Source organism: Rhodanobacter thiooxydans LCS2, from assembly GCF_000264375.1.
Classification (GTDB): Bacteria; Pseudomonadota; Gammaproteobacteria; order Xanthomonadales; family Rhodanobacteraceae; genus Rhodanobacter; species Rhodanobacter thiooxydans.
This window is the reverse complement of record NZ_AJXW01000048.1, coordinates 22,060-47,104: the sequence shown is the minus strand read 5'-3', so window position 1 is coordinate 47,104 and position 25,045 is coordinate 22,060. Positions and strand designations below refer to the sequence as shown.

Genomic DNA, 25,045 nt, shown 5'->3' with positions numbered 1-25,045 from the left:
CGCCACCGATTGCGCGTGCCGCCAGGCGGTCGAGGAAATCGCTCATGGCGCGCACAGCTCCAGGTAGGCCTGGCGGCGGCGCGGGCTCATGGCGAGGATGTCGGCCTCGGTCCAGTGGTAGGCCTGTGCCAGCGTGTCCACCTCGCGCAGCATGTGCAGCGCCCAGGCGTGCAGTTCCTGCCACAGGAAGCGGGCGACGTCGAACAGCGGTTGCCATTCGTGGCCGCAGTCCGGGCAACGGAACGCGAGTTGCAGGTCGGCCTGCGGGTCGGCCTGCGCCATCGCCTGGGCCAGCTCCGCCTGCAGTTCGTGCGGCAGGCTGCGTGGTGCATGCGGTTCGTCGCCGGATCGCGCATCGAGCACGCAGCGTTCGAGCAGCAGCGCGTGCGCAGCCCCGGCGTCGGCGCAGTTTTCCAGCGCCAGCAGGTCGCGGCTGTCGGGCAGGCGGAACTGCACGCGGATGCCGTGCGAGACGTGCTCGATCGTGGGCGCGGCAGCATCCGGAGACGCCAGCCGCAGGTCGTCGCAGTGCAGCGTCGCCTCGATCAGCGCCGCGCACTGCGGGCAGCTCGCCACCGTGTCGATCGCCGCGCCGAACAGGCGCTCGCGCAACTCGAGCAGCCGCACGTCGCGTTGGCCCAGCGGCAGTGCGGCCAGTGCCTCGACGGAATCCTCATCGTCGCAGCTGCAGCCGAGCAGCAACAGCCCGCGTGCCGCGGCGGACGGGTCGCCTCCGCGTTCCCAGACCTGCAGCAGCTGTGCGGGCGTGGGCGTGTGCATGGCGCTCAGGCAGGCACGCTGAAGCTGGGCTCGGTCGGTTCTGCCACGCCGGCGTCGCGCTCCCAGCCCTCGTTCTCCAGCTTCAGGTGCTGGATCGCCACCGCGTTCGCGTTCGCGTCCAGGTCCGGCATCGCCTGGTATTCCGACACCCAGCAGCGGTACAGCTTGTAGGCCAGCGCGAGCTGGCCGGCTTCGTTGTAGACCTCCAGGATCAGGTCCTTGCGGAAGTCCTTCAGCGAGACCTCCGCGCCGAGCCCGGCGCCGAAGTTCCACACCTTGTTCGCCCACTTCTCGAACTCGGTGTCGTGGGTGACGCCGCGCTCGATGGTGATCGCCTCGTACTCGGTGCGCCCGGGCGACTTGCGCGTGCTGCTGGGGTCGCCGCCCTCGCGGTGCTTGACCACCTCGGTGGTGCGCTTCAGGCCCGATACCTTGCTGACTCCGGCCACGTAGCGGCCATCCCACTTCACCCGGAACTTGAAGTTCTTGTACGGATCGAAGCGCTGCGCATTGACGCTGAACTGAGTCATGGCTTTCTTCCTCAGGTCTGGATCTGGCCGGCCATCTGCTGCAACTGGATGACCACGAATTCGGCGGGTTTGAGCGGCGCGAAGCCGACCACGATGTTGACGATGCCGAGGTTGATGTCGTTCTGCGTGGTGGTTTCCTTGTCGCACTTGACGAAGTACGCGTCGTTCGGCGTCTTGCCCTGGAACGCGCCCTGGCGGAACAGGTTCTGCATGAAGGCGCCCACGTTGAGGCGGATCTGCGACCACAGCGGCTCGTCGTTCGGCTCGAACACCACCCACTGGGTGCCACGGAACAGGCTCTCCTCGATGTACAGCGCGAGCCGGCGCACCGGGACGTACTTGTATTCGTCAGCGAGCAGGTCGGCGCCGCGCAGCGTGCGCGACCCCCATACCACCGGGCCCACCAGCGGGAAGCTGCGCAGGCAGTTCACGCCGAGCGGATTGAGCATGCCGTTCTCGGCGTCGTTGAGCGTGACGGCCAGCCCCTGCACGCCGTTCAGCGCCGCGTCGATGCCGGCCGGCGCCTTCCACACGCCGCGCTGCGTATCGGTGCGCGCCATCACGCCGGCGACGATGCCGCAGGGCACGAAGGTGTCTAGCTGGCCCTGGCGTTTCGGATCGGATTCGATCACCCGCGGGAAGTACAGCGCGGCATTGCGCGCGGCCGTGCCGTTGAGGCCGAGAGCCGCCAGCACCGCCGGGGTGATCGTGCCGGCGCTGCCCCACTCGACCGGCGCATCGACGAGCAGCAGTGCGCGCCGCTCCACGCAGAGCGCCATCGCGTTCTGGTAGACCGATTTGCTCGTGTTGCCCCCGCGCAGGTCCGGCGGGATGCACAGCAGGTTGAACAGGTCAGCCTTCTTCAGGGCGTAGATGCCGGTCTTGGCGTCCGTGTTGCCCAGGTAGGCCGCGTCATCCAGCGCGACGCTGTCGACAGCCTGGTCGGCCGCGGCGACACCGGTGGAGGACTTATCCTGCTCCCACACGGTCTTGCCGGCGTCCGGGGCGAGGTGGGCGGCGGGCACGGCGGTGGTCGGCAAGGCCAGCGACGACGCCACGCGCAGCAGCGACGAGCCCGCCTTCAGCACGCGATCGGCGCGGCGCGGGCTCTCCTTCACGCTGAGGTTGAGGAAGCTCTCCTGGATGCCGCTGGCCATGTCGCGCACGGTCAGGTTGAACAGGTCGCCGACCGCCAGCCCGAAGCTGGTGGCGATATCGGTGGACACGTTGCTGTCCACCCGTACGCGCAGCTGGTTGCCCCAGCCGCCGGCCGTGGCCGCTTCCAGCGGCAGATTGGCGATCGCGATGGCCGCCTTCGCCGACTTGCCATCGGTACCCTTGTACAGCCGCACGATCGCCGCCTGCGCGCCACCGTTGAGGTAGAAGTCGCGCACGGCATAGCCCATCGGATAGAGCGGATCGAGGCCGCCGAAGTTGCGCTCGAAGTCGCCGTAGCTGTTGATGATCACCGGGCTTTCCGCACCGGCATCGGTCGGTCCACGCGCGGCACGGCCGACGAAGGCGGTGATCGAGGTGGCCACCCCGGTGATGGTGCGGACGCCGCTGGGAATTTCCTCGATGTAGACGCCCGGATAGGTGAGCGCAGATGGCATGGAATCGGTCCTCCGAAAGTAAAAACCCGTGTCGTGGTCAGTTCGGCTGCGACGACGTGGCCTGCCTGTTCAGCGCGTACAGCACCTCGCCGTCGGGCAACTCGTCGCGGTGCAGCAGGCCCTCGGCGACCAGCCGGTCCAGCACGTGCTCGATGCGCAGGCAGCTGATCTCATAGCGCTGCCGCGGTAGCCACCAGTTGACGATGCCGCGCAGGGTGTCCGCCGCCTGCGGATGGGAATGCAGGTACGCGAGTACCGAGCGCTCGACCTCCATCTCGCCTCCGCCTGCCGTGCTCTGGTCCGGATGTCTGGTCATGACGCCCTGCTGCACACATGCGTGGGGACCGACGCAACATGCGTGCCACCGACGCGGGCCGACTGGATGAGCTGCGCCAAGGCTTGCGGCACGCCGGCACGCGGCCACCGGGTCGACGATGACCCGCTTTGCCGGCGCAGTGGGGAAGATTGCACCCGGGGCCGACGCCCGACGCGGGCTGTACCGGGACCTTGAACGGAACGGGATCTCAGTGCGGACGGAACTGCTTGGTCACGATGCCATGCTTCAGCAGCAGCTTGCCGAGCTGGCGGCGTTCGGTGCCGGACAGGCGGGCGGCGGCGCTGATGTTGCCGCAGGCCTGCTGCATCAGCTGAGTGAGATACTCGCGCTCGAACTGGCGGATGGCGTGCAGCTTGGCCGCACTGAAGCCCAGCTCCGGCTCGTTGGCGCGGCGCCGCGGCGCCATTTCGGTACCGGCGAACGCCGGCTCCGCAGTCACCAGCTCGGCGAAGCCGATGACGGTGCCCTCGGTGGCCATGTAGGCACGCAGCACGACGTTCTCCAGTTCGCGCACATTGCCCGGCCACGCATACGCCAGCAGCGCCCGCAGGGCATCCTCGCCCCACAGCCGGACCGGCCCGCGCAACCGCGCGGCTGCGGCATCGACGAAATGCGCGGCGAGCAGGGCCATGTCCTCGCCGCGCTCGCGCAACGGCGGCAGCTGCAGATGCAGGGCATTGAGCCGATAGTGCAGGTCGCGGCGGAAGCGCCCGGCCGCCACCTGGCGGTCCAGGCAGGCATTGGTGGCGGCGATGATGCGCGCGTCCGACACCCGCGCTGCGCCGCCGCCGACCGGGCGGTACTCGTTGTCCTGCAGGAAGCGCAGCAGGGTCACCTGGCCCTTGTCCGAGAGGGCGTCGACCTCGTCCAGGAACAGCGTGCCGCCGCGCGCATGGTCGACCAGGCCGGGCTGGGCGGCCCTGGCGTCGGTGAAGGCGCCGCGGCCGTGGCCGAACAGCTCGTTCTCGATCAGGCTGTCGGGAATGGCGCCGCAATTGACCGGTACGAACGGATGGTCGCGGCGGGCGCTGGCATAGTGGATCTCGCGCGCCGCCAGCTCCTTGCCGGTGCCGGTTTCGCCCTCGATCAGCACCTGCACGTCGCAGCCGGCGTAGCGCTGCAACTGCGCCCGCACCGCCTGGATCGCCTTGGATTGGCCGAGCATGACCGGCATCATCCGCCCCCGGAGCTACCAGCAAGAACCGCTGCACGCCAACCATCGGCGTGCCATGAAACCCCCTGGTACCCACCGCGAACCGGCCCTGGCGCATCGGACCGCCGGCGACGATGGAGTATGCGCAGTTTCGATGCTGCAGTCCAAGGATGTTCCTGCTGTCGTCCCCGGCTGCTGTCGATGTAGTACCTCTACGGCCGCCGGCGTAGTACACCGCCCTCTTCCGCCGCGGGAATGGCCGCCGGTCACAAACCCGGCATGTCGCACGCCCGGCCAGGGCGGCGACGCGGCACGATGTCGCGGATCGCCTCGCGATCGCCGCCAGGCAGGCGCATTCCGGGGCGCTCGCGTATCCTAGGCAGTTGTCGCCGCGTCCATCCCGGCGCTCGCAAGGCACCGCGGCCACAGCCGCCCTCCCCGCGAGTCCCCGCCACCGGCCTGCCGGGTGGCCTGGCGTGCGACTTCCCCGGCACCCGACAGCGCAACAAGGCGAGACGACCAACCATGGTGGCAATGGCAACCGAGCACGTGATCGACGTGCGGCACTGGAACGACAGCCTGTTCTCCTTCCGCACCACGCGTGACCCCGGCTTCCGTTTCGACAGCGGCCAATTCGTGATGATCGGGCTGGAGACGGAAGGCCGTCCGCTGATGCGCGCCTACTCGATCGCCAGCGCCAGCTGGGAGGAACACCTGGAGTTCTTCTCGATCAAGGTGCCGAACGGCCCGCTCACCTCGCGCCTGCAGCACCTGCAACCTGGCGACCCGCTGATCGTCACGCGCAAACCCACCGGCACGCTCGTGCTGACCGACCTCAAGCCCGGCAAGTACCTGTATCTGCTCGGCACCGGTACCGGGCTGGCGCCGTTCATGAGCATCATCCGCGACCCGGACACCTACGAGCGTTTCGACCGCATCGTGCTGGCCCATGGCGTGCGCCGGGTCGAGGACCTCGCCTACGCCGACTACCTGGAAAATCAGCTGCCGCAGCACGACTACCTGGGCGAACTGGTGCGCGAGAAGCTGATCTACTACCCCACCGTGACGCGCGAGCCGTTCCGCCATCAGGGCCGCATCACCGATGCGATCGTCGACGGCACGATGGGCGCGGCGACCGGCCTGCCGCCGCTGAACCCGGCCACCGACCGCGTGATGCTGTGCGGCAGCCCGGCCATGCTGGAGGACCTGGGCGCCCTGCTCGACGGCCGCGGCTTCCACGCCTCGCCGCGCACGCGCGAGCCGGGCGACTACGTGGTCGAGCGGGCGTTCGTGGAGAAGTAGCGCGCGGCACGCTTCAACGGGCCATCCACGGCCCCGCTGCGCTCCGCCTGGGCGCGACGCTTGTCCACGCGGGCAAACACCCGCACATTGGGCGCGACCAACCGGGAAAACTGCCGATGGAAATCGCGCTCTACCTGCTCGCTGCACTGCTCATCCTCGGCGGCCTCGCCGGCACCGTGCTGCCGATGCTGCCGGGCATCCCGATGATCTTCGGCGGCATCTGGCTGGTCGCCGCGGTCGACGGCTACCGCCACCTGGGCCTGGGCTGGCTGCTGGTGATCGGCGCGCTCGGCGCGCTCGGTGTGCTGGTCGACTTCGTCGCCGGCACGCTGGGCGCCAAGCGGGTCGGCGCCAGTCCGCGCGCGTTGTGGGGCGCCACGCTCGGCACCGTGGTCGGCATGTTCCTCGGCATCCCGGGGCTGATCCTGGGGCCGTTCGTCGGCGCGCTGCTGGGCGAGCTCAGCGCCGGCGCCAGCGTGCTGCGCTCGACCCACGTCGGCGCCGGCACCTGGCTCGGGCTGCTCGCCGGCACCCTGGTCAAGCTGGTGATCTCGTTCCTGATGGTCGGCCTGTTCGGCCTGGCCATGCTGTTCTAGACCTCCGGCATAGGCGCGCCACGGCCGCCACCGGTTACGCTGCGCCGGTCATCCACGGAGGAAAAACCCATGCGCAAGATCCCGGCCCTCGCCCTGGCCGCCACGCTGACCTTCGCCGGAGCGCTGCACGCGCAGGCTGCCCCCGCCGCATGGATCGAGCGCAGCAACGCCGACGCCAAGGTGTTGCTGGATACCATCGCCCGCTTCAACCCGGAGTTTGCCAGCCAGGTCGGCCTGCCCGGCTATGACAGCAAGGTGGCGGACCTGAAACCCGGCATCGACGAGCGCTCGCGCACCGCGCTGGTGCAAGCCAGGGACAGGCTCGGCAAGCTGCTCGCCACGGAGCAGGACCCGAACGTGCGCGAGGACCTCAAGATCATGATCGAGACCACCGCGCAGCGGATCGAGGGCATCGACCTCGACCGCAAATACCTGCTGCCCTACCAGGACGTCGGCGCGCTGGTCTTCAACGGCGAGTTCGTCCTGCTCAAGGACGACGTCGACGCCGCGCGCCGTCCCGCCGCGCTCGCGCGCCTGCAGTGCTACGTCGGCAAGGCACCCGGCTGCACGCCGGTCACCGAGCAGGCCAAGGCGCTGACCACGGCCCGGCTGGGCAACAAGGCGCTGCTCGGCCCCTACCAGGGCGAGGTCGAGCAGAAGCTGGCCAACACGCCGCGCTACGTCGAAGGGATCCGCCAGCTGTTCGCCAAGTACAAGCTCGACACGCCCGAGGGCAACGCTGCACTGGATGCGCTCGATGCACAGCTGAAGCAGTACGACGCCTGGGTGCGCCACACCGTGCTGCCGCGCGCGCGCACCGACTTCCGCCTGCCCGAGCCGCTGTACGCCTACCGCCTGCGGCAGGTCGGCATCGACATTCCCCCCGAGCAGCTGATGAAGCAGGCCGAGCTCGAGTTCATGGAGCTGCGCGGTATGATGCAGGCGATGGCGCCGGCGGTGGCCAAGGCCGAGGGCATCCACGCCACCGACTACCGCGACGTGCTCAAGGCGCTGAAGCAGCAGCAGTTGAGCCGCGACCAGGTCGAGCCGTGGTACCACGAGGTGCTCGGCCACATCGAGGACATCATCCGCCGCGAACGCATCGTCACCCTGCCGCAGCGCCAGATGCAGATGCGCGTGGCCTCGGAAGCCGAAGCCGCGGCGCAGCCGGCGCCACACATGGACCCGCCGCCGTTCCTCAACAATCACGGCGAGCGCGGCACCTTCGTGCTGACCATGGGCAACCCGGCGGCGAACGGCGACAAGAGCCAGGCCTACGACGACTTCACCTTCAAGGCCGCCGCCTGGACGCTGACCGCGCACGAAGGCCGGCCCGGCCACGAGCTGCAGTTCGCCGCGATGGTCGAACGCGGCGTGTCGCTGGCGCGCAGCCTGTTCGCCTTCAACAGCGTCAACGTGGAAGGCTGGGCGCTGTACGCGGAGTCCGAGATGCTGCCGTACGAGCCGCCAGCCGGCCAGTTCGCCGCGCTGCAGGCGCGGCTGCAGCGTGCCGCCCGCGCGTACCTGGATCCGATGCTCAACCTGGGCCTGATCACGCCCGAGCGCGCGCACCAGGTGCTGGTGCACGAGGTCGGCCTGTCCGAGCCGATGGCACGGCAGGAGATCAACCGCTACACGTTCCGCGCACCCGGCCAGGCCACCGCGTACTTCTACGGCTATCTGCGCCTGCAGCAGCTACGCCTGCAGACCGAGCTGGCGCTTGGCCCGAAGTTCGACCGCCTGGCCTTCAACGACTTCGTGATCGGCCAGGGCCTGCTGCCGCCGGAGCAGCTGGCCGAGGCGGTGCGCACCCAGTTCGTGCCGGCGCAGCGCAAGCACTGAGAGGTTGTGACTATTCAACCTCTCAGACCGGCCACGACGGCCGGGCATGAAACAGTCACACGTGACTGTTTCATGTGAGCGAGTACGGGCGTGTACCGGACTCGCGATCGAAGAAAACCACAGGAAGTGGTTTTCTTCACAAGCGCTGAGCGTCAGCGCCGCGCACTCTTCGCCAGCCAGCGGGCGAGTTGCGCGGTGTCGCGACTGAGCGCGGCGGGCAGCACGATGTAGTGCCGACTCGGCGCCGCGCCGGGTTTCGCGACCAGCCGCGCGGTGCCTTCCAGCCGCAGCAGCGCCGACTGGTCGATGGGCGCCAGTTTCAGTGCCAGCCCGGCCGGCGTCAGCCAGGCGCACGGCTGCTCGTCGAGGTATGCCATGAGCGCGCCGAACATCGGCTGGAAGCGCAACTCGTGCGGACGGCCCAGGTGGGTGGCTGCGTCCTCCAGTTCGCGGCGCAGTACCGCGAGGCCCGGCGGCACGCTCACGCCGGGTCGGGAATCACGTACAGCAGCACGGCGAGGAAGTGCAGCACGCTGCCGGCCAGCACGAACACGTGCCACAGCGCGTGGTGGTACGGCAGCCGCCGCCACAGGTAGAACGGCACGCCCAGCGTATAGGCCAGCCCGCCGGCGAGCAGCAGCACGATGCCGCCGGTCTGCAGATGCTCGCTGAGCGGCTTGAACGCGACCATCCGATCCAGCCCATGCCCACGTACAGCAGCACCGCCAGTTTGCGGTAGCGACCGAGCAGGCCCAGTTCCAGCGCGCTGCCGGCCAGCGCCAGCGCCCACACCGCCACGAACAGGCTCCAGCCCCACGCCCCTGGCAACGCAACCAGGGTGAACGGCGTGTAGGTGCCGGCAATCAGCAGGTAGATCGCGATGTGGTCGAGTGCGCGCAACGCCGGCTTGGCCGCCGCCACCGGAATCGAGTGGTACAGCGTCGAGGCGGTGTACAGCAGCACCAGCGAAGTGCCGAACACCGCGCAGGCCACCACCGTCAGCGCATTGCCGTGCAACGCGGCGAATGCCACCAGCGTCGCCAGCCCGGCAATGCTGAGCACGATGCCGAGGCCATGCACGATGCTGCTGGCCAGCTCGTCGCCGAAGCTGTAGCGGGGAATCGCCGCGACGGAGGTGGACATGGCATGGCTCCCGGATCCGGTTCGCGCCTACCTTAGCCGGCGCACCGGCGCTTGCCTACCGGTGACAACCCCATGCGGAAATGCCGCTCCTCTATGCACTTTCCGCCCAGAGCCATGGCCGTCGGCGAGGCGGGCTCGCACTGCCCGCCCCGCCATGGTTCAGAGCCTGACGTTCACCCCCAGGTAGAACGCGCGCGGCGAACCCGGGGTAATGTTGTTGTCGTTGTGCGCGCTGACAAAATACCGTTTGTCGAAAAGATTCTCGACATTCAGCTGCAGCCGCAGCTGCGGACTCAGCGTCAGGAACACCGCCGCGTCGTAGCGGGTGTAGCCCTTCAGCGTCACCCGGTTGCTGGTGGAAGCGAAGACCGGCCCTTGATGGATCGCGCCAACGCCCGCACCCCACATCGGATTGAAGTCGTAGCGGTTCCACAGTGAGGCACTGTGCTTCGGCAATTGCGCCAGCCGGGTGCCGGCGGGGAGACTCGGCGACAACGGCCTGGTGATCTCGCCCTCCTGCCAGGCATAGCCGCCCATGACGCTCCACGCCGAAGTCAGCCTGCCGCTGAAACCAAGCTCGACGCCCTTGATGCGCTGGCCGTCCACCAGCAACGACTGCGGCACACCCGGATTGGTCGCCGGGTCCCAGGCCGGGTTGGTCACCGCCACGTTGCTGCGGTCGAGCCGGTAGACCGCCGCGGTCAGCGCCAGCCCGGGGCTCACATCCCACTTCGCACCGAGCTCGCGGTTGGTGAACCGCTCCGGCTCCAGCGTGCGGTTGCCCAGCGTAAGCGAGGTGAGCTGCTCGCCGGCCCGCGGCTGGTGGGCGATGCTGTAGCTGGCGTACAGCGACAGCGGTTCAACCGGCTTGTAGACCAGGCCCGCGCGCGGCGACACCAGGTTGTCGGTGCTGGAGAAATCCTGGCCACTGCGATTGTCGTGGAACTCCATCGTGAAGCGGTCGTAGCGCAGACCGAGGACCGCCTGCCATTGCGGCGAGAACTCGATCTGGTCCTGGAGATACAGCGCGGCAACCTTGGCGATGCCGTGATTGCTGGGGTCGGTCGCACTCTGCCGGAAATCGACCGGCAGCGTGTAGCGCGGGTCCGACACCGGCACCCTGACCGAAGTCGCGGGGGAGCCGGTCCCGCCGAAATAGCCGGTGCGACGGAAATTGTCGGTGCTCTGCCGGCCCAGCTCGAGTCCGCCGAGCAGGGTGTGGTGGACTGCGCCGGTCAGCAGTTCATACGTCAGGTCGGTCTGGTTGAACAGATTCCGGCGCCGGGTGGCGTTGCTGTAGGCCGAGATCGACACCTGCGTGCCGGCGGCGTTGACCGCACCGGGAAATACATTCTGGTAGAACTTGTCGTAGTCGGCGTAGCGGGTGCGGTTGCGCAAGCCCAGGCCGTTGCCGAAATCGTGGTCGACCAGGGCATTGAACGCGTCCACAGTGACCCAGGTCGGGCTCTGCCGCGGATCGCCGAAGAAGGTCGAGGCGGCGGTGGACAGTGGCAACCCCCGGTACGACGGCACGCCGCGGTCGGTGACCCGTTCGTCGCGGAAATGCTCGTAGCCCAGCGTCACCTGGGTGCGCTCGCCGGCGCGCAACGCGAGCGTCGGATTGATGCCGTAGCGCTTCAGCGTGACGCCGTCGCGGTAACTCCCGGAATCCTCGTACAGCCCGGTCACACGGAATGCGGCACTCTCCCCGATCGGCTCGCCGAAGTCGGCGACAAGGCGCCGGCGCTGCTGCTCGCCCAGTTGCAGTGACAGCTCGCGGTGCTGCTGGCCATCGGCCACCTTGCTGACCCGGTTGAGCACGCCGCCGGAACCGCCGCGGCCGAAGATCATTGCGTTCGGCCCCTTCAGCGCCTCCACCCGTTCGATGTTGTACAGGTCGCGGAAGTACTGCACGTCGTCGCGCATGCCGTCGATGAACAGATCGGCCGTGGAGCCGTTGCCGCGCAGTATCGGCGCATCGCGGTGGCCCTCGCCCTGCCCCATGCCGACGCCGGGCATGTAGCGCACGGCGTCGGCCATGCTCGTCATCGCCAGGTCGCGGATCAGGTCGCCGGTCACCACCGTGATCGACTGCGGGATATCGCGCAGCAGGGAACGCGTCCGGGTCGCCGTGTCGGTGCCGGCCGCCGCGTAGCCGTCGACACTCGCCGCACGGACATTGACCGGCTTGAGATTGGTGGCCTGTTCCGGACCCGACGCGGATCCGGCGACGACGGGCGGGGCGAACGCGAGAAGAAGCGCCGCAGCGAGCGCCGCAGCGAGAGGGTTCGGATTGGACATGGAGCTGCCTTGGGTGGACGGACGGACACATCGGCCCGGTTGGGTATCGGACGATATTGATATTTATTCTCATTTGCAAGATCTTGCGATTGCTCCGGTTGTGCCTTTCGCGCATGCGGGAAGCTGCGCAACGATTGGCTTCGCGGCGCCGCACGCCCGGCGGCCGCGAATCCACGCCCCCCCTGCCCGTGATGGCAACCGGAACCCGTTCGCGGTGGGCTGCACCCATCCTTCCGCACGGCCGCCTGCCGCACCGGCCGGCGCACCGAACCGCCCTTCGACGAACAGCCTTCTGGACGGCCACTTGCGCGGAAACTCTCGCCGGGCATAGCCTGCGGGCGCGTCCCCACGATCCCCCTGCGTCTCCGCGCAGCGTGCACGGACGCATCCAGCCCATCGCTGTCAGGAGGTCGCCATGTCGTCCGCAAGCCTGGCCGTAGCTCATCGTCCCCACCCCGACCGCATCGCCGCCATCAGCGCGGCGATCGCACTCAACCTGGCCGTGATCGTGATCGCCTCGCGGCCGAGCGCCCCGGCGTTCTTCCACGCGATCGAGCAGATCAACCCGATACCCACGCTCCGTCTGGACGAACCGAAGCCGCCCCTGCCTCTGCCGCCGATCACGATGAAACCCCTGCCGCATCCGCCCGCTGCGCCCGTTGCGCACCCGCGGCCAAGTAGTCCGCCGATCGCTGCGCCCCCCGCCGAAGGCAACGTCGCCGCGCCGTCGGCGGCCCCGAGCCTGCTGCCGACCGCAGCCACGCCCGGCCCGACAGCGGCGGCGCCAGTCGAGGCCAGCCTGGCCTATCGCTCGGCCCCGCTGCATTTCCCCACCCGCGCCCTGCAGCAGCGCATGCACGGCACGGTGCTGCTGCGCGTGCTGGTGGATGAAACCGGCAAGCCGGTGCAGGTGTCGGTGGAGCACGGCAGCGGCTACCTGCTGCTGGACCGCAGCGCTGCCGAACAGGTGCTGGCCGGCTGGCAATTCCAGCCGGCGATGGTGGATGGGCAGCCGGTGCGCGCATGGGCGCGGGTGCCGGTGACATTCGACCTGCGCGACTAGCACTTTCGCTGCAGGCGCCCGGCCGGCGAGCGCCGTCCGGGCGCCGCGCGCCGGTGCCGCCGAAACACTATTGGCTTACGCACCTTTAACGATATGCATGCTCCACTGGCGATTGTTCACCCTGCCAGGTTCCACGCATGGGCAAGTACCAGCATCTCCTGAAGATCCTGCGCGCGATCGCGCTCGAGCACACCGCCGTCGAACACCCCGATCTCGCCACCATGGCGCGCGAACTGGGTCGCGTGGTGCACCAGGATGCCTCGGCGCTGGCCGGCCGGCTGGCCGACCTGCGGCAGCGCCGGCACGGTTTCGAACGCTGGCAGCTGGCCGAGCGCAACAAGCCGCCGGTCAGCGTGCTGGTGCTGGCCTGGCCGCCGAACCACGCCACGCCGGTGCACGACCACAGCGGCCTGTGGGGTCTGGAAATGTCCCTGGTGGGCGCGCTCGAGGTGCAGTCGTACGACCGCGCCGATTCCGGCGAACTGAGCCTGCATGGCCGCCATTGGCTCGGCCCGGGCGACGGTTTCTTGTTCGAGAGCGACCGCGCGCAGGCCTACCGCTGCCGCAACCTGTCGCGGCACGACACCGCGCTTTCGCTGCACGTCTACGGCGGCGAGCTGGCCGGGCACGTCATCGGCGCGCGGGCCGAACCTGCCAGCCGCTGGATGGTGCCGCCGCGACGCAGCGCCATCGCCGGCCGCCTGTCCGGCTGACCGCCCGCCACCGCACGCACGGGGGAGTCCATGTTTCGACGGGTCGCCATCATCGGCGGCGGCGCCGCGGCCGCCACGCTGCTCAGCGAGCTGCTGGAGCGCGCGTCGGCGCAGCCGCTGCAGCTGGACTGGTTCACCGGCGACGGCGCGCCGGCACGCGGGGTGGCCTACGGCACCATGTCGGAGCGCCATCTGCTGAACGTGCGCGCGGCTTCGATGAGCATGTTCGCCGGCAGGCCGCGCGGCTTCCTGGATTTCGTGCAGCGCGACGACCCCGCCGTCGCCGGCACCGACTTCCTGCCGCGCCGCCGCTATGGCGACTACCTCGAGTCAGAGGTGGCGCGCGCGCTGCAGCATGGCAAGACGCGCGGGCACCACATCAACATCATCCCGTTTGCGGTCGATGCGCTGGTGCCCGAGCGTGATGGCGTCACCGTGATCCACGGCGAAGAAAGCCATCAGGCCGACGCCGCCGTGCTGGCGCTGGGCGCGCTGCCGCCGCAGCCGCTCCCCGGGGTCGGCGCTGCCGCGCTCGCCAGCGGCCGCTACGTGGTCGACCCGTGGCCGCTACTGGCCGGTGCCGCCGAGCTGCAACCGCCGCCGCGCAAGGTGGTGCTGATCGGCCTGGGGCTGACCGCGGTCGACGTGCTGCTGGAACTGTCCGTGCAGTGGCCGCAGGCCGAGTTCGTCGCGATCTCCCGCCACGGCAGCTTGCCGGAGGCGCACCTGCCCGCAGCCGCCGCCCCCAGCGGCGACGGCGCCGAGCTGGTCGAGGCGATGCGCGACGCGCCGGAGATCCGCCGCTGGATGCGCCTGCTGCGCGAGGCGATCGCGCAGGAAGGCACCGAGTGGCGCGCCGTCGTCGACAGTCTGCGCCCGCACCTGCCGGCACTGTGGGCCGAGCTGTCGCCGGAGCAGCGCGCGCGCTTCATGCGCCACGCGCGCTGGGCATGGGAGCGCGTGCGCCACCGCATGCCGCCGCAGGTATGCGAGGCGATCGCTGCGCTCGAACGCGACGGCCGGCTGCAGCGCCAGTGCGGACGCGTGCACGCGGTGGAGCTCGCCGGCGATGCGCTGCAGCTGACCGTGGGCCACGCCGGCGCAACCCGCACGCTGGACGCCGACCTGGTGATCCAGACCGTGGGCCTGGAGACCGACCTGCGCCGCTGCAACCACCAGCTGCTCAGCCAGCTGCTCACCAACGCGCACATCGCACCCGACCCGCTCGGCCTCGGCGTGCAGGCCGACAGCGACGGCCACCTGTGCGATGGCGAGCGCTACTGGCCGAACCTGTTCGCCATCGGCAGCCTGCTGCGCGGCACCTTGTGGGAATCCACCGCGATGCCGGAAATCCGCCAGCAGGCGCGCCACCTCGCCGACCAGCTGCTCGGCGGCTGAGCGACTGTTCATGATCTCCACATGCCCGGCGTTGCCATCGAGCGGCCCGCGGCGCCCGCGATGACCGCCAGCCTGCTCACCGCCGGCATCGCTACGGCGCACCTGCTGGGCCTGTTCGCGGCGATGCATGCGGTGATGCACATGCGCACGCCGCAGGGCGCGGTTGGCTGGACGCTCGGCCTGCTGCTGCTGCCCTACGTGACCCTGCTGCCCTACCTGTACCTGGGCTCCAGCCGCTTCCTCGGCTACCACGCCGGACACCGCGCGCCGGCGGCGCCCGCGCTGTCCACCACGGCCGACGCCGCGGCGCCGGTCGACCCGGGCTGCGAGCGCTACGCCGCGATCAGCGCGCTGCAGCGAAGGCCGTTCCGCAGCGGCCACCGCCTGCGCCTGCTGATCGACGGCGCGGCCGCGTTCGAGGCCATGCTCGGCGCGATGGCCGACGCCCGGCACAGCCTGCTGGTGCAGTTCTTCATCATCCACGACGACGCGCTCGGCCGGCGCCTGCAGCAGGTGTTGCTGGAACGCGCCGCCGCCGGCGTGCGCGTGTGCGTGCTGTTCGACGGCATCGGCAGCCACGCGCTGCCGCAGCACTACGTCGAGACCCTGCGCACCGGCGGCGTGGCGATCCACCGCTTCGCCACCCGCCGCTGGCGCAACCGCTTCCAGCTGAACTTCCGCAACCACCGCAAGATCCTGGTGGTGGACGGCACGCGCGGCTTCGTCGGCGGGCTCAACGCGGGCGACGAATACCTGGGCCTGAAGCCGCCGCTGGCGCCGTGGCGCGACACCCAGCTGGAACTGGCCGGACCGGCGGTGGCCGACCTGCAGCAGCTGTTCGCCGACGACTGGCAATGGATCACCGGCACGGCGCTGCCGCTGTGCCCGGTGCCGCCCGCCGACGGCCATGCCAGCGCACTGGTGGTGGCCTGCGGCCCGGCCGATCCGCAGGAGACCGGCTCGCTGTTCTTTGCTGCCGCGATCAACGCAGCGCGCCAGCGCGTGTGGCTGAGCACGCCATACTTCGTGCCTGACAATGCGGTGCGCGCCGCGCTGCAGCTGGCGGTGCTGCGCGGGGTCGACGTGCGCGTGCTGATCCCCTCGCGCCCGGACCACCGCACCGTATTCCTCGCCTCCACCCTGCACGCCTACGCCGCCGTGCGCGCCGGCATCCGCGTGTTCCGCTACCAGCCCGGCTTCCTGCACCAGAAGGCACTGCTGATCGACCGCGACACCGCCGCGATCGGCAGCCTGAACCTGGACAGCCGCTCGTTCCGGCTCAACTTCGAGGTCGCCGCGCTGGCAGTGGACCATGCCTTCACCGCCGAGGTGGCGGCGATGTTCAACGCCGACTTCGCCCGCGCCAAAGCCATCGACGAGCGCGAATACCGCGAGGCGCCCTATCTGCGCCGGGTGGCCATGCATGTGGCACGCTTGTTCGACCCCCTGCTGTAGGAACACCCGTGCGCCGACTCGTCCTGTTGCTCTGCCTGCTGGCCACCAGCGTGGCCGCTCGTGCCGGCGAGGCGCCGCGCTTCGTGGAACGCTTGCTGCAGCTACACGGTGCCAGCTACCGCTACCAGGTGTTCGTGCCGGACGGCTGGACGGCCAAACGCGACTGGCCGGTAGTGCTGTCCCTGCACGGCAGCGGCGAGCGCGGCAGCGACAACCGCGCCCAGCTTGGCCAGGGCCTGCCGCGCTGGCTGGCGCAGCACGGCGCGGATTTCCCGGCCGTGGTGGTGATCCCGCAGGCGCCTGACGGCAGCCAATGGAACGGTGCGATCGAGGCGATGGCGCTCAAGGCGCTCGACGACAGCATCGGCGAATGGCACGGCGACCGCCGGCGGCTTTACCTCACCGGCCTGTCGATGGGCGGCTACGGTTCCTGACAGATCGCGCTGGATCACCCCGGCACGTTCGCCGCCGCCGCGATCATCTGCGGCGGCATCCGTCACCCGAACGACAGCCTCGAGCTGCAGGTGGAGGGCATTCCCGCCGACGTCGGCGACCGCTACGCCTGGGTCGCCGCACATATCGGCGCGCTGCCGACGTGGATCTTCAACGGCGCCGATGACGACGTGGTGCCGCCGGCGGAATCGCGCCGCATGTACGCCGCGTTGCAGGCGCGCGGCAGCGAGGTGCGCCACACCGAATTTCCGGGCGTCGGCCACGTCTCCTGGCCGCAGGCCTACGCCACCGCGTCGCTGTGGCCGTGGATGTTCGCGCACCGCCTGCCGGCGCGCTGAGGAACCGCTACCTGCGCCCGCCGAAGCGGCGACGCCAGTCGCCGCTGGCGACTACCCAGCCGACGTAGATGCCGAGCGCCACGCCGAGCAATTCGCACAGCGCGCGCAGGCCCATGTGATCCGGGTCATGCACTCCGGCCAGCTTCACTTTCAGCAGCTGCAGCGACTGCAACCGGCCGTAATTGAAATAGAACAGGTTCCACAGATCGCCACTGGCGGTCAGCGCGGTCGCCAGCAGGAACGACCAGCCGATCTTCTGGCCCCAGCCCCAGCCGTTGCGCCGGCCGAGCCAGTGGAACACGAAAAACAGCAGCAGTCCCGCCGCCGCCGAGATCAGGCCGGCCTGGAGCCCGCCGACGATCCCGTAACCCATCCACGACTGGTCGTACTGCATCACCTGCCCCTGATTCGTATTGCCGCTGCAGCGCGCATTATGGGTCATGCCGGCGCATCGCGGTACGCGCGCTAGACTGGTCGGACCCTCCCTGCGCCTCCCACGCCATGAGCCAGCCCCTCTTATCCCATGCCGCGCTGATCGTGGTCGACGTGCAGCCAGACTTCATGCCCGGCGGCACGCTGGCCTGCCACGAGGGCGACGCGATCGTGCCAGGCCTCGACGCACTGCTGCGCGCGCGCCGCTTCCGTCACGTGGTGGCGACCCAGGACTGGCACCCGCGAGGACACGTCTCATTCGCCAGCTCGCACCCGGGCCACGCGCCGTTCGAGCAGATCGCGCTGTACGGCCAGCCGCAGACACTGTGGCCGGAGCATTGCGTGCAGGGGACGCCCGGCGCCGCATTGCATCCGGGTGTGGACTGGTCGGCGCTGAACGCGGTGATCCGCAAAGGCAGCGACGGCGCCGTGGATTCCTACAGCGGCTTCCGCGAGAACCACGGCCCGCACGGCACGCGCCCCAGCACCGGCCTGGCCGGCTGGCTGCGCGAGCGCGGCGTGGACGAGGTGGTCGTGTGTGGACTGGCGCGCGACGTATGCGTGCTATGGACCGCGCAGGACGCGCAGGCACTGGGCTTCCGCGCCAGCGTGCTATGGGACCTCAGCCGCCCGGTGACGCCGGCCAGCGACGAGGCCACCCGCGCCGCGCTGCAGGCGCAGGGTATCGGCATCGTGGAATCAACGACGTTCGCCGGTTGACGGCGAGGCACGGCTCCCTCCCCTGCAACGCAGGGAAGGGTCGGGTGGGGTGCTCTTGCCCTTTTTCGCCCGCGTGGAGCACCCCCTAAGGACTCCCTGCGGTCGCCAACCTCCCCCTGCCTTGCAGGGGGAGGCGCATGGCGTTGACTTCCCCGCCCGCGGTGCGGGGTGCCCCCAATTCAGGTTTCGTCCTCGCCGCTGGCGCGCACCCGCGGTTCGCCATCCGCGTCGATCTCCACGCTGAGCGTGATCGGCCGGCAGCAGACCTGGCAGTCCTCGATGTACTGCTGGCTGGGGATCGAGGCATCGACCAGGATCTCGATCGGTTCGCCGCAGTAGGGGCAGTCGATAGTGTGCGGGGTGAGCATGGCGCATCTCGGCAAGCGGGTCTGCGAGTACACCACGGCACCGTACCGGCGACGCTGCGACGCTCAACGCTCGTACGGCGGCCACGCCTGCGGCAGGCCGATCCAGAACAGCGCGTCGCGGGCGCAGCGCGGAGCCAGCTTCAGCAGTTCGTTGTCCTTGCTGATCAGCCAGCGCGCGCCCGCAGCCTGCGCCAGTTCCAGGAATTTCTGGTCGTCCGGATCGGCGCAACACGGCAGCGGCAGCGCGGTCGGCGCCATGGCCAGCTCGTCGGGCAGGCAGCGCACCAGCGCATCGAACGCCGCCTCGATCGCCGGCCGGGTGGCGTCGGTGACCGGCAACTGCGGGTAGTGCAGCACGCGCCGCCACTCGTCGCGGCAGTCCGCTCGCGTCACCGCCTCGATCGTGCCGCGCTGCATCGCCACGTGCAGCGCGGCGGACTGCGCGTCGTGGAACACGAACAGGTCCAGGCACACGTTGGTGTCCAGCACGATGCGTGGCACGGGCGGCTCGTCTGCGTTCATCGCGCCATGATGAGGCAAGCGGGCCACGCGATACACTGCACGCCCCACCCCAGCCGGAGCCGCCGCCGATGGCCGAGCGCGAGTTCAACGACTACCTTGCCCGCTCCGGCGCCACGCTGGAGGGCTCGCGCTACGCAGCATGGCTGGCGATCACCCCGCGCCGCCACGGTTTTCCGGTGTACTACGCGATCTGCGAGAACCGCAGCTTCCGCGACAAGGACCTTGCCGAGGCCGCTGCTGCCAAGGCGCTGGCCGACATGCAGGGGCTGGAAGCGGACGGCACGCCGATCTTCCCCGAGGATTACACGGGCTTCGACGATTAAGCGCTGGGCCTGCTTGTGATGGCGAGCGGCGGGCAGTGCCCGCCCTACGCCGCGGCAAACTCCTGCAAGCGTTCCACCGCCGCCGGGATCGCTGCCGGCGCGTCCACCGTGAGCATGCGCGGCTCGTCGGCGGCCAGGCCGTTCTCCAGCTCGTGCGCCCAGGTCACGTGGTAGGGTAGGTGCACGCCCCAGCCGCCCAGGCGCAGCACCGGCTCGATGTCCGAGCGCAGCGAGTTGCCGACCATGGCGAACTGTTCTGGCTGCAGTGCAAATTCGCCCAGCACGCGGCGGTAGGTGGCGGCGTTCTTTTCCGAGACGATCTCGATGCGGCGGAACAGGTCGGCCAGCCCGGACTCGGCCACCTTCTTCTCCTGGTGGAACAGGTCGCCCTTGGTGATCAGCACCACCTCGTACTTCCCCGCCACCGCCTCGACCGCTTCGCGGATGCCCGGCAGCAGGTCCACCGGATGCTGCAGCACCGTCTTGCCCAGCTCGACCAGGCGATGGATGTCGGCCGCCGAGATGCGACCATCGCTGACCGCGATTGCGGTCTCCACCATCGACAGCGCCATGCCCTTCGCACCGTAGCCGAACAGCTTGAGGTTGCGCTGCTCGGTGGCCAGCATGCTGTCGTGCACGTGCTGGTCGCCCAGGTCCACGTAGCGCCCCATGATCGCGGCGAACGCCTCGCCGGCCGCGCGGTAGTAGCCCTCGCTGTGCCACAGCGTGTCGTCGCCGTCGAAACCGATCAGTTGCAACATGCTCGTTCCGTTCCCTCTGTTCCGTCGCCCGGAGTTCGTGAAGAATCGGGCCTCGGCGCATGGCCGGACTCGCCCATGCGGCCGAAAAATTCAAAGCCTCTCAGCCGAAATCGCTGCCGGGACGCAGGTTGATGTGCAACGCGGCAGCCAGTTCGCGCATCGGCTCGCTGTCGCGGGTCAGGGTGATCCAGCCGGCGTATGAATCGTCGTCGGTTTCCCACGTCCACAAGGTATAGCCGGATTCGGCCAGCCGATCGTAGGCGATGCCGAGCAGGCTGCCGGCATCGGCATCGTCGAAATAGTCGTCGTCGTCCGGATCGCCGCCCCAGTCGATCGACAGGTTCCAGCGCGCGGCCAGTTCGTCCAGCGCCTGTACCAGCGAACGCAGGTCATCCTCGGCGACCATGAAGCCCGAGCGCCAGTCGATCACCCGCGCGATCAGCGCCACCGGCTCGGCGTCGCCGTCTTCGGCGAACGCCTCGCGGTATTCGCCGAACTGCTGCAGCGCCGTCTCCTCGTCGCCGGGGTTGATCAGCAGCAGCAACTGCCACACCTTCGCCTCGACCGAGTCGTCCTCGTCGAAGTCGTGATCGTCCTCGAAATCGTCGTCGTCGCGCATTTCAGGCGCCGACCCGCCGCCGCACCGCATCCATGTCGCGGATCGGGCGAACCTCGATCGCGCCGGTACGCGACCACGGGAAGGCCGAGGCAATGCGCACCGCCTCGTCCATGTCGGCGGCCTCGATCAGGTTGAAGCCGCCCAGGTATTCCTTGGTCTCGGCGTACGGGCCGTCGACCACGCTGGTGGCGCCGTTGCGTACGCGCACGGTACGCGCGGTCGAGGGCGCCTCCAGCTGTTGCGAGTCGTGCAGCTGCCCGTTCGCGCGCAGGGCGTCGGCCTTGGCGAAGCAACCGTGCATCAAGGTGTCGAACTCGCCTTCGGGCAGCGCGTCCAGCAAGGTATCGTCGCAGTAGATCATCACGAGAAATTTCATGGCGTCCTCGGCGGGGAAGCAGGGCGAAGGAGCGATAATGCCGCAATGAGCACCGCGCCCGATAGCTTGCACGCCCTGTCCTGCCATCCGATCGCCTTCGTGCGCTCGCCGTATGCGCAGCGCATCGACGCGCCGCACCAGCCCACCGTGGTGGCCGGCACCGAGACCGGGGTAGCGGCCGAGGCCGTGATCGAGTTCGTGCCAGGCTTTCCCGCGGCGGCGTTCCGCGACCTGGCCGGCTTCGAGCGGATCTGGCTGCTGTTCGCGTTCCACCGCAGCGAGGGCTGGAAAGCCGAGGTGCGCCCGCCGCGCGGCGGCGGCAAGCGCAGCGTGCTGGCGACGCGCTCGCCGCACCGGCCGAACGCGCTCGGGCTGTCGGCGGTGGAACTGGTGGCGGTGGAGGAAGGCGCGCTGCGGGTGCGCGGGGTGGACCTGCTCGACGGCACGCCGATCCTCGACATCAAGCCTTACGTGCCTTACGCGGACGCGTTTCCGCAGGCACGCGCAGGCTGGATCGACACAATCGACGCGGCGCAGGGCCGCGGCTCCGCGCCGGGGCCGCGCAAGCCGCGGGCGCGGCCACGCGGCGCCGGCGACGTCAGCGCCTCATGAACAGCTGCCGCAGCAGGTGCTGCCGCCGCTGACGTGGATCTGCTGCGGCTCGGACACGCGAGCGGCCTCGTAACCCGCCTCGCGCAGGGCGGTGATGACCTGGCCGGAGGTCAGCTGCGCCGATACGTCGATCTGTCCGGCGACGGCATCCGCGGTGACCTTCGCGGTGGCGTCATGGGCACGCAGGATGGCGGCGATGGCGCCGGTGTCGCCGGCAAGATCCTTCACTTGAAACAGCATCGGTACGGTCTCCAGGGTTGAGGGCGGCCTATCCGCCGGCGGCGATGGTGACGGCCGCCCCGCCCGGGCGCCCTGACCGGGATCAGGGCAATCCCAGTCGGTGAGACGCGCGCCCGGCATGCGGCGCGGGCCGGCGCGGAGCGCTCCGCCGCCGTCACCGATGCATTGGCAGTGGATCGGTTCCAACCCTGGCCGCGCCATTTCCGCACCTGGCGCGGCCTTTTTTTGCTTCATGGAGCGCCGCCTCGACTCGAAATGTCCACCCCCGTCGTCATTCCGGCGAAGGCCGGAATGACAGTGGGGAGGATTGTCGCAGCCTCGACACTGTGGGCAGTGATCAGGGAAAAGACCCCGCGGCGGGCCACGGCGTGCGGCGAGCGCGCTTCTGAAAATATTCCGGACAGCAGGCGCAAGCCGGGATGACGAACAAAACCGGATTGTTCGGGGTTCCCTCACGGCGGCGTCGCAACCACCGGCAGCCACGGCGACACGCGCGGGCGATCCAGCGCGGCGAGCAGCGGCGGGTCGCGGTCGTACACGTCGGGGCGGAAGCCGACCCGGCCGTCCTCGCGCAGGTCCACCGTCCAGTACGCCAGCAGCAGGGTCACCGGCTTGCGCAGCATCACGGTCTGCGTCTTCAGCGTGTCGATCGCGCCGTCGATGCCCGCGCGGTTCCAGCGCTGCTGATCATCCAGCAGCAGCTCGGCCAGCTCGCGCGGGCGTTCCACCCGGATGCAGCCGGAGCTGAAGGTGCGCTGCTCGTTGGCGAACAGCTCCTGATGCGGGGTGTCGTGCATGTACACCGCGTAGTCGTTCGGGAAGCGGATCACCAGTCGACCCAGCGAATTGCCCGGGCCGGCGTCCTGGCGCAGCACGATGCCGCGCGGGTTGGCCCAGTCCACGCTGGAAGGCGACAGCTCGCGGCCCTGGCCGTCCAGCACGCGGATGCGGTTGGCGGCCAGGTAGCCGCGGTTCTTGCGTACCTTGGGCAGGATGTCGTTCTTCAGGATGGTCGGCGGCACCGTCCAGGTCGGATTGAGCGTGAGGTAGGTGATCTTCGACTTGAACACCGGCGTGCTGCGATAGGGCTTGCCCACCTGCACGCGCGAACGCCACACCGGCTTGCCGTCCTTGTAGTAGGCGACCTGGTAGCCGGCGATGTCGACCACCACGAAATCGCCCTGCAGCTGGTACAGCAGCCAGCGCGCGCGCTCCAGGTTCACGCGCAGCTGGCCGATGCGCGCCGCGACCGGCACGTTCAGCGCCGCCAGGGTGGCCTTGCCCAGGTGGCCGTCGGGCGCCAGGTACTGTTCGCGCTGGAACTGCTCAAGCGCAGTTTCCAGCGCCGGGTCGTACAGGTCGTCCGTACCACTGCCCACCGCGAGACCGCCCTGCTGCAGCCGCTGGCGCAGCGCCGGCACGCGCGCGTCGTGGCTGCCCGGTTTCAGCGTGGGGCCGTCGGCGATCGCGGGCCAGCCACCTTGCGCCGCCACCTCACGCAACTTCACCAGCGCAGTGCGCAGCTGGGCATACAGCGGGTTCTGCGGCCGCGCCCGCGCGAACAGCTCGCCGATCGCGCCCCGCGCCAGCGCGTCGCGCACGGCCTTCAGGCCCTGTGCCGGATCGAGCTGGCGCGGGTCGTAGTTCCAGTGCGTGTCCAGCGTGGCGGGGTCGACCTTGCCGCGATACAGATGCAGCAGCGCCGCCAGGCAGGCATCGGTGGCCAGCAGGTCCAGTTGCGCACGCTGCGTCGGCGTGGCGCGCGGGTCGGCCAGCACGCTGCGCTGGCGCTGCAGCTCGGCCAGCGAGTAGTCCTGCGGGTCGAGGCCGTCGTCGGCCACGTCGCGCAGCGCGGCCAGCAACTGGTCGAGGTCCACCGCCCGCGTCCACGCCGGCGCGAACTGGTTCTGCTCGTAGAACATCGTCACCGCATCGCCGGGCGTGGTGAGGACATCGGCGTTGGCGTGCGCGGCGCGCCACTGCTCGACCCGCTCGCGGATCTGCTCGGCCACCGGACTCAGCGGCTGCTCCGGCGCGGGCTGCGGCAGCGCGGGCTGCTGCGCATGTGCCGCAGCCCCCACCAGCAGGCCCAGCACGAGGACGCCGTGAACGATGCGGGAAAATCTGGATGGCACGGCACGATCCTGCGCAAGGGACCGCCTTGTCATAACACAGCCTCCGGTCAGCGCAAGCGGACGACGGGTTCGCACGGGCCTCACGGGCGAGTACGAACAGGCTCTTAACAGAAGACTGCTAGGATCGGCAGCCACATGTTCGCCCCCTAACCGTTTCGATGAGCCGACTCCCGCGCCACGCTGCCGCCCTGACGCTGTTCCTCGCTGCCGCCGGTTTCAGCGCGGCCCACGCGGCCACGCCGTCGCTGCAGGACGCCCTCAGCCAGCTCGCCCCGCAGGCGAACCCGAAGGTGATCGGGCTGGCGCTGGCCGCCACCGAATGCGCTGCGGCGCAGGGCCAGCCGCCGTCCGACCGGCTGGCGGTGATCGACTACTCGAAGCCTTCGACCGAGCCGCGGCTGTGGGTGTTCGACCTGGCCAAGCGCAAGCTGCTGTACCACGAGCTGGTGGCGCACGGACGCAACACCGGCGACAACCTGGCAACGCGGTTCTCGAATACGCCGGAAAGCCTGCAGTCCAGCCTGGGCCTGTTCCGCACGCTGGACACCTACGCCGGCCGCAACGGCTACTCGCTGCGCATGGAAGGCCTCGAACCGGGTACCAACGACCACGCGCTGGAGCGCGCGCTGGTGATCCACGGCGCGGCCTACGTCAACCCCGCGCTGGCCCATCAGCAGGGCCGCATCGGCCGCAGCTACGGTTGCCCGGCGGTGCGTAGTGCGATCGCGCGGCCGCTGATCGACGCGCTCAAGGGCGGCCAGTACGTGTTCTCCTACTATCCCGATTCACGCTGGCTCAACGCGTCGCCGTACCTCAAGTGCAGCAGCGGGCGGGCCATGACCGCCAGCATCAACGCGCCCTGAACCGCCGCCGCCACGCCGCGCCGCTGCCGGGTTACCCTGCCGGCATACGCCCCCGCC

The 25,045-nt window shown here is 69.6% G+C and carries 28 protein-coding genes and 1 pseudogene; 13 read left to right on the top strand and 16 right to left on the bottom strand.

Annotation, left to right across the window (positions count from 1 at the left end; translation table 11 throughout):
* Positions 1 to 42: 42 nt before the first annotated feature.
* The 5 genes from UUA_RS10985 to UUA_RS10965 all read right to left on the bottom strand — a co-directional run bounded on the left by UUA_RS10985 (position 43) and on the right by UUA_RS10965 (position 4,425).
* Positions 43 to 780 carry a T4 family baseplate hub assembly chaperone gene (locus tag UUA_RS10985; RefSeq protein ID WP_008436837.1) on the bottom strand — a complete coding sequence of 246 codons (738 nt, stop codon included), beginning with the start codon at positions 778 to 780 and terminating at the stop codon, positions 43 to 45.
* Between the two features lie 5 nt (positions 781 to 785).
* The gene (locus UUA_RS10980; RefSeq protein ID WP_008436834.1) at positions 786 to 1,310 is read right to left on the bottom strand and encodes a phage tail protein; all 525 of its coding nucleotides are present in this window, start codon (positions 1,308 to 1,310) and stop codon (positions 786 to 788) included.
* Positions 1,311 to 1,321: 11 nt separating this feature from the next.
* Positions 1,322 to 2,923 (bottom strand): phage tail sheath family protein, encoded by a 1,602-nt coding sequence (locus tag UUA_RS10975; protein ID WP_008436833.1) that lies wholly within the window; start codon positions 2,921 to 2,923, stop codon positions 1,322 to 1,324.
* A gap of 37 nt (positions 2,924 to 2,960) precedes the next feature.
* Positions 2,961 to 3,239 carry a heme-binding protein gene (locus tag UUA_RS10970; protein ID WP_235605917.1) on the bottom strand — a complete coding sequence of 93 codons (279 nt, stop codon included), beginning with the start codon at positions 3,237 to 3,239 and terminating at the stop codon, positions 2,961 to 2,963.
* A 208-nt stretch (positions 3,240 to 3,447) separates the two neighbouring features.
* Positions 3,448 to 4,425, bottom strand: a complete 978-nt coding sequence (locus tag UUA_RS10965; protein ID WP_008436831.1) for a sigma 54-interacting transcriptional regulator — start codon at positions 4,423 to 4,425, stop codon at positions 3,448 to 3,450.
* Between the two features lie 513 nt (positions 4,426 to 4,938).
* Here UUA_RS10965 and UUA_RS10960 point away from each other — a divergent pair.
* The 3 genes from UUA_RS10960 (at position 4,939) to UUA_RS10950 (ending at position 8,153) form a co-directional block, all read left to right on the top strand.
* Positions 4,939 to 5,715, top strand: a complete 777-nt coding sequence (locus UUA_RS10960) for a ferredoxin--NADP reductase (protein WP_008436830.1) — start codon at positions 4,939 to 4,941, stop codon at positions 5,713 to 5,715.
* 116 nt (positions 5,716 to 5,831) lie between these two features.
* Positions 5,832 to 6,311: a DUF456 domain-containing protein gene (locus UUA_RS10955; RefSeq protein ID WP_008436829.1), complete on the top strand. Its 480-nt coding sequence runs from the start codon at positions 5,832 to 5,834 to the stop codon at positions 6,309 to 6,311.
* A 69-nt stretch (positions 6,312 to 6,380) separates the two neighbouring features.
* On the top strand, positions 6,381 to 8,153 hold the full coding sequence (locus tag UUA_RS10950; RefSeq protein ID WP_008436828.1) for a DUF885 domain-containing protein: 1,773 nt from the start codon (positions 6,381 to 6,383) through the stop codon (positions 8,151 to 8,153).
* A gap of 152 nt (positions 8,154 to 8,305) precedes the next feature.
* On the opposite strand, the gene UUA_RS10945 is transcribed toward UUA_RS10950, so the two are convergent.
* From UUA_RS10945 to UUA_RS10935, 3 genes and pseudogenes are all read right to left on the bottom strand, one after another.
* Positions 8,306 to 8,638, bottom strand: coding sequence for a TfoX/Sxy family protein (locus tag UUA_RS10945; RefSeq protein ID WP_008436821.1), 333 nt, complete (start codon positions 8,636 to 8,638; stop codon positions 8,306 to 8,308).
* Positions 8,635 to 9,296, bottom strand: a pseudogene (trhA, locus tag UUA_RS10940) (PAQR family membrane homeostasis protein TrhA). Before trhA ends, UUA_RS10945 begins: the two are co-directional and overlap by 4 nt.
* 159 nt (positions 9,297 to 9,455) lie before the next feature.
* Entirely contained in the window at positions 9,456 to 11,597 is a 2,142-nt protein-coding gene (locus UUA_RS10935) for a TonB-dependent receptor (RefSeq protein ID WP_008436816.1), read from the bottom strand.
* A 415-nt stretch (positions 11,598 to 12,012) separates the two neighbouring features.
* Between UUA_RS10935 and UUA_RS20210 the strand changes: the two genes are divergently transcribed.
* The 6 genes from UUA_RS20210 (at position 12,013) to UUA_RS20010 (ending at position 17,017) form a co-directional block, all read left to right on the top strand.
* Positions 12,013 to 12,660 (top strand): energy transducer TonB, encoded by a 648-nt coding sequence (locus UUA_RS20210; protein ID WP_008436815.1) that lies wholly within the window; start codon positions 12,013 to 12,015, stop codon positions 12,658 to 12,660.
* A gap of 137 nt (positions 12,661 to 12,797) precedes the next feature.
* Positions 12,798 to 13,373, top strand: coding sequence for a cysteine dioxygenase (locus UUA_RS10925; RefSeq protein ID WP_008436814.1), 576 nt, complete (start codon positions 12,798 to 12,800; stop codon positions 13,371 to 13,373).
* A 30-nt stretch (positions 13,374 to 13,403) separates the two neighbouring features.
* The gene (locus UUA_RS10920; protein WP_008436813.1) at positions 13,404 to 14,771 is read left to right on the top strand and encodes an FAD/NAD(P)-binding protein; all 1,368 of its coding nucleotides are present in this window, start codon (positions 13,404 to 13,406) and stop codon (positions 14,769 to 14,771) included.
* Between the two features lie 60 nt (positions 14,772 to 14,831).
* The gene (cls, locus tag UUA_RS10915) at positions 14,832 to 16,226 is read left to right on the top strand and encodes a cardiolipin synthase (protein WP_039953843.1); all 1,395 of its coding nucleotides are present in this window, start codon (positions 14,832 to 14,834) and stop codon (positions 16,224 to 16,226) included.
* Positions 16,227 to 16,234: 8 nt separating this feature from the next.
* A complete protein-coding gene (locus UUA_RS20015) occupies positions 16,235 to 16,660 on the top strand; it encodes a carboxylesterase family protein (protein ID WP_008436811.1) in 426 nt (141 codons plus the stop codon).
* A 90-nt stretch (positions 16,661 to 16,750) separates the two neighbouring features.
* Entirely contained in the window at positions 16,751 to 17,017 is a 267-nt protein-coding gene (locus UUA_RS20010) for a prolyl oligopeptidase family serine peptidase (RefSeq protein WP_008436810.1), read from the top strand.
* Between the two features lie 7 nt (positions 17,018 to 17,024).
* Here UUA_RS20010 and UUA_RS10905 read toward each other — a convergent pair whose 3' ends face one another.
* Positions 17,025 to 17,459, bottom strand: a complete 435-nt coding sequence (locus tag UUA_RS10905) for a hypothetical protein (protein WP_153023005.1) — start codon at positions 17,457 to 17,459, stop codon at positions 17,025 to 17,027.
* Positions 17,460 to 17,518: 59 nt separating this feature from the next.
* On the opposite strand from UUA_RS10905, the gene pncA reads away from it, so the two are divergent.
* A complete protein-coding gene (gene pncA / locus UUA_RS10900) occupies positions 17,519 to 18,169 on the top strand; it encodes a bifunctional nicotinamidase/pyrazinamidase (protein ID WP_008436808.1) in 651 nt (216 codons plus the stop codon).
* 179 nt (positions 18,170 to 18,348) lie between these two features.
* Here pncA and UUA_RS10895 read toward each other — a convergent pair whose 3' ends face one another.
* Positions 18,349 to 18,537 (bottom strand): CPXCG motif-containing cysteine-rich protein, encoded by a 189-nt coding sequence (locus tag UUA_RS10895; RefSeq protein WP_008436791.1) that lies wholly within the window; start codon positions 18,535 to 18,537, stop codon positions 18,349 to 18,351.
* Positions 18,538 to 18,600: 63 nt separating this feature from the next.
* Positions 18,601 to 19,059 (bottom strand): putative toxin-antitoxin system toxin component, PIN family, encoded by a 459-nt coding sequence (locus UUA_RS10890; protein WP_008436789.1) that lies wholly within the window; start codon positions 19,057 to 19,059, stop codon positions 18,601 to 18,603.
* A 68-nt stretch (positions 19,060 to 19,127) separates the two neighbouring features.
* Here UUA_RS10890 and UUA_RS10885 point away from each other — a divergent pair, with 68 nt between their 5' ends.
* Positions 19,128 to 19,382, top strand: coding sequence for a hypothetical protein (locus UUA_RS10885; RefSeq protein ID WP_008436786.1), 255 nt, complete (start codon positions 19,128 to 19,130; stop codon positions 19,380 to 19,382).
* Positions 19,383 to 19,426: 44 nt separating this feature from the next.
* Here UUA_RS10885 and UUA_RS10880 read toward each other — a convergent pair whose 3' ends face one another.
* From UUA_RS10880 to UUA_RS10870, 3 genes are all read right to left on the bottom strand, one after another.
* On the bottom strand, positions 19,427 to 20,143 hold the full coding sequence (locus UUA_RS10880) for an HAD family hydrolase (RefSeq protein ID WP_008436783.1): 717 nt from the start codon (positions 20,141 to 20,143) through the stop codon (positions 19,427 to 19,429).
* Positions 20,144 to 20,243: 100 nt separating this feature from the next.
* Positions 20,244 to 20,762: a DUF6630 family protein gene (locus UUA_RS10875; RefSeq protein ID WP_008436782.1), complete on the bottom strand. Its 519-nt coding sequence runs from the start codon at positions 20,760 to 20,762 to the stop codon at positions 20,244 to 20,246.
* A 1-nt stretch (position 20,763) separates the two neighbouring features.
* A complete protein-coding gene (locus UUA_RS10870; RefSeq protein ID WP_008436779.1) occupies positions 20,764 to 21,138 on the bottom strand; it encodes a YciI family protein in 375 nt (124 codons plus the stop codon).
* 45 nt (positions 21,139 to 21,183) lie between these two features.
* Here UUA_RS10870 and tsaA point away from each other — a divergent pair, with 45 nt between their 5' ends.
* Positions 21,184 to 21,750: a tRNA (N6-threonylcarbamoyladenosine(37)-N6)-methyltransferase TrmO gene (gene tsaA, locus UUA_RS10865; RefSeq protein WP_008436778.1), complete on the top strand. Its 567-nt coding sequence runs from the start codon at positions 21,184 to 21,186 to the stop codon at positions 21,748 to 21,750.
* Here tsaA and UUA_RS10860 read toward each other — a convergent pair.
* Both UUA_RS10860 and UUA_RS10855 read right to left on the bottom strand, forming a co-directional pair.
* A complete protein-coding gene (locus UUA_RS10860) occupies positions 21,745 to 21,990 on the bottom strand; it encodes a hypothetical protein (protein ID WP_008436764.1) in 246 nt (81 codons plus the stop codon). The two genes, tsaA and UUA_RS10860, sit on opposite strands and share 6 nt — an antisense overlap.
* A gap of 452 nt (positions 21,991 to 22,442) precedes the next feature.
* Positions 22,443 to 24,125 (bottom strand): L,D-transpeptidase family protein, encoded by a 1,683-nt coding sequence (locus UUA_RS10855; RefSeq protein WP_235605985.1) that lies wholly within the window; start codon positions 24,123 to 24,125, stop codon positions 22,443 to 22,445.
* Between the two features lie 158 nt (positions 24,126 to 24,283).
* Between UUA_RS10855 and UUA_RS10850 the strand changes: the two genes are divergently transcribed.
* Positions 24,284 to 24,988: a murein L,D-transpeptidase catalytic domain family protein gene (locus UUA_RS10850; protein ID WP_008436760.1), complete on the top strand. Its 705-nt coding sequence runs from the start codon at positions 24,284 to 24,286 to the stop codon at positions 24,986 to 24,988.
* Positions 24,989 to 25,045: the final 57 nt, after the last annotated feature.

What these genes read in the sequence shown, in the direction of transcription:
- UUA_RS10895 (WP_008436791.1), bottom strand. Translation starts at nt 18,537, where the DNA reads ATGCTCACCCCGCACACTATCGACTGCCCCTACTGCGGCGAACCGATC.
- cls (WP_039953843.1), top strand. Translation starts at nt 14,832, where the DNA reads ATGACCGCCAGCCTGCTCACCGCCGGCATCGCTACGGCGCACCTGCTG.
- UUA_RS10955 (WP_008436829.1), top strand. Translation starts at nt 5,832, where the DNA reads ATGGAAATCGCGCTCTACCTGCTCGCTGCACTGCTCATCCTCGGCGGC.
- UUA_RS10870 (WP_008436779.1), bottom strand. Translation starts at nt 21,138, where the DNA reads ATGAAATTTCTCGTGATGATCTACTGCGACGATACCTTGCTGGACGCG.
- UUA_RS10980 (WP_008436834.1), bottom strand. Translation starts at nt 1,310, where the DNA reads ATGACTCAGTTCAGCGTCAATGCGCAGCGCTTCGATCCGTACAAGAAC.
- UUA_RS10885 (WP_008436786.1), top strand. Translation starts at nt 19,128, where the DNA reads ATGGCCGAGCGCGAGTTCAACGACTACCTTGCCCGCTCCGGCGCCACG.
- UUA_RS20210 (WP_008436815.1), top strand. Translation starts at nt 12,013, where the DNA reads ATGTCGTCCGCAAGCCTGGCCGTAGCTCATCGTCCCCACCCCGACCGC.
- UUA_RS10925 (WP_008436814.1), top strand. Translation starts at nt 12,798, where the DNA reads ATGGGCAAGTACCAGCATCTCCTGAAGATCCTGCGCGCGATCGCGCTC.
- UUA_RS10920 (WP_008436813.1), top strand. Translation starts at nt 13,404, where the DNA reads ATGTTTCGACGGGTCGCCATCATCGGCGGCGGCGCCGCGGCCGCCACG.
- pncA (WP_008436808.1), top strand. Translation starts at nt 17,519, where the DNA reads ATGAGCCAGCCCCTCTTATCCCATGCCGCGCTGATCGTGGTCGACGTG.
- UUA_RS10860 (WP_008436764.1), bottom strand. Translation starts at nt 21,990, where the DNA reads ATGCTGTTTCAAGTGAAGGATCTTGCCGGCGACACCGGCGCCATCGCC.
- UUA_RS10965 (WP_008436831.1), bottom strand. Translation starts at nt 4,425, where the DNA reads ATGCTCGGCCAATCCAAGGCGATCCAGGCGGTGCGGGCGCAGTTGCAG.
- UUA_RS10935 (WP_008436816.1), bottom strand. Translation starts at nt 11,597, where the DNA reads ATGTCCAATCCGAACCCTCTCGCTGCGGCGCTCGCTGCGGCGCTTCTT.
- UUA_RS10985 (WP_008436837.1), bottom strand. Translation starts at nt 780, where the DNA reads ATGCACACGCCCACGCCCGCACAGCTGCTGCAGGTCTGGGAACGCGGA.
- UUA_RS10905 (WP_153023005.1), bottom strand. Translation starts at nt 17,459, where the DNA reads ATGACCCATAATGCGCGCTGCAGCGGCAATACGAATCAGGGGCAGGTG.
- UUA_RS10890 (WP_008436789.1), bottom strand. Translation starts at nt 19,059, where the DNA reads ATGAACGCAGACGAGCCGCCCGTGCCACGCATCGTGCTGGACACCAAC.
- UUA_RS10875 (WP_008436782.1), bottom strand. Translation starts at nt 20,762, where the DNA reads ATGCGCGACGACGACGATTTCGAGGACGATCACGACTTCGACGAGGAC.
- UUA_RS10880 (WP_008436783.1), bottom strand. Translation starts at nt 20,143, where the DNA reads ATGTTGCAACTGATCGGTTTCGACGGCGACGACACGCTGTGGCACAGC.
- tsaA (WP_008436778.1), top strand. Translation starts at nt 21,184, where the DNA reads ATGAGCACCGCGCCCGATAGCTTGCACGCCCTGTCCTGCCATCCGATC.
- UUA_RS10960 (WP_008436830.1), top strand. Translation starts at nt 4,939, where the DNA reads ATGGTGGCAATGGCAACCGAGCACGTGATCGACGTGCGGCACTGGAAC.
- UUA_RS10850 (WP_008436760.1), top strand. Translation starts at nt 24,284, where the DNA reads ATGAGCCGACTCCCGCGCCACGCTGCCGCCCTGACGCTGTTCCTCGCT.
- UUA_RS10950 (WP_008436828.1), top strand. Translation starts at nt 6,381, where the DNA reads ATGCGCAAGATCCCGGCCCTCGCCCTGGCCGCCACGCTGACCTTCGCC.
- UUA_RS10970 (WP_235605917.1), bottom strand. Translation starts at nt 3,239, where the DNA reads ATGACCAGACATCCGGACCAGAGCACGGCAGGCGGAGGCGAGATGGAG.
- UUA_RS10975 (WP_008436833.1), bottom strand. Translation starts at nt 2,923, where the DNA reads ATGCCATCTGCGCTCACCTATCCGGGCGTCTACATCGAGGAAATTCCC.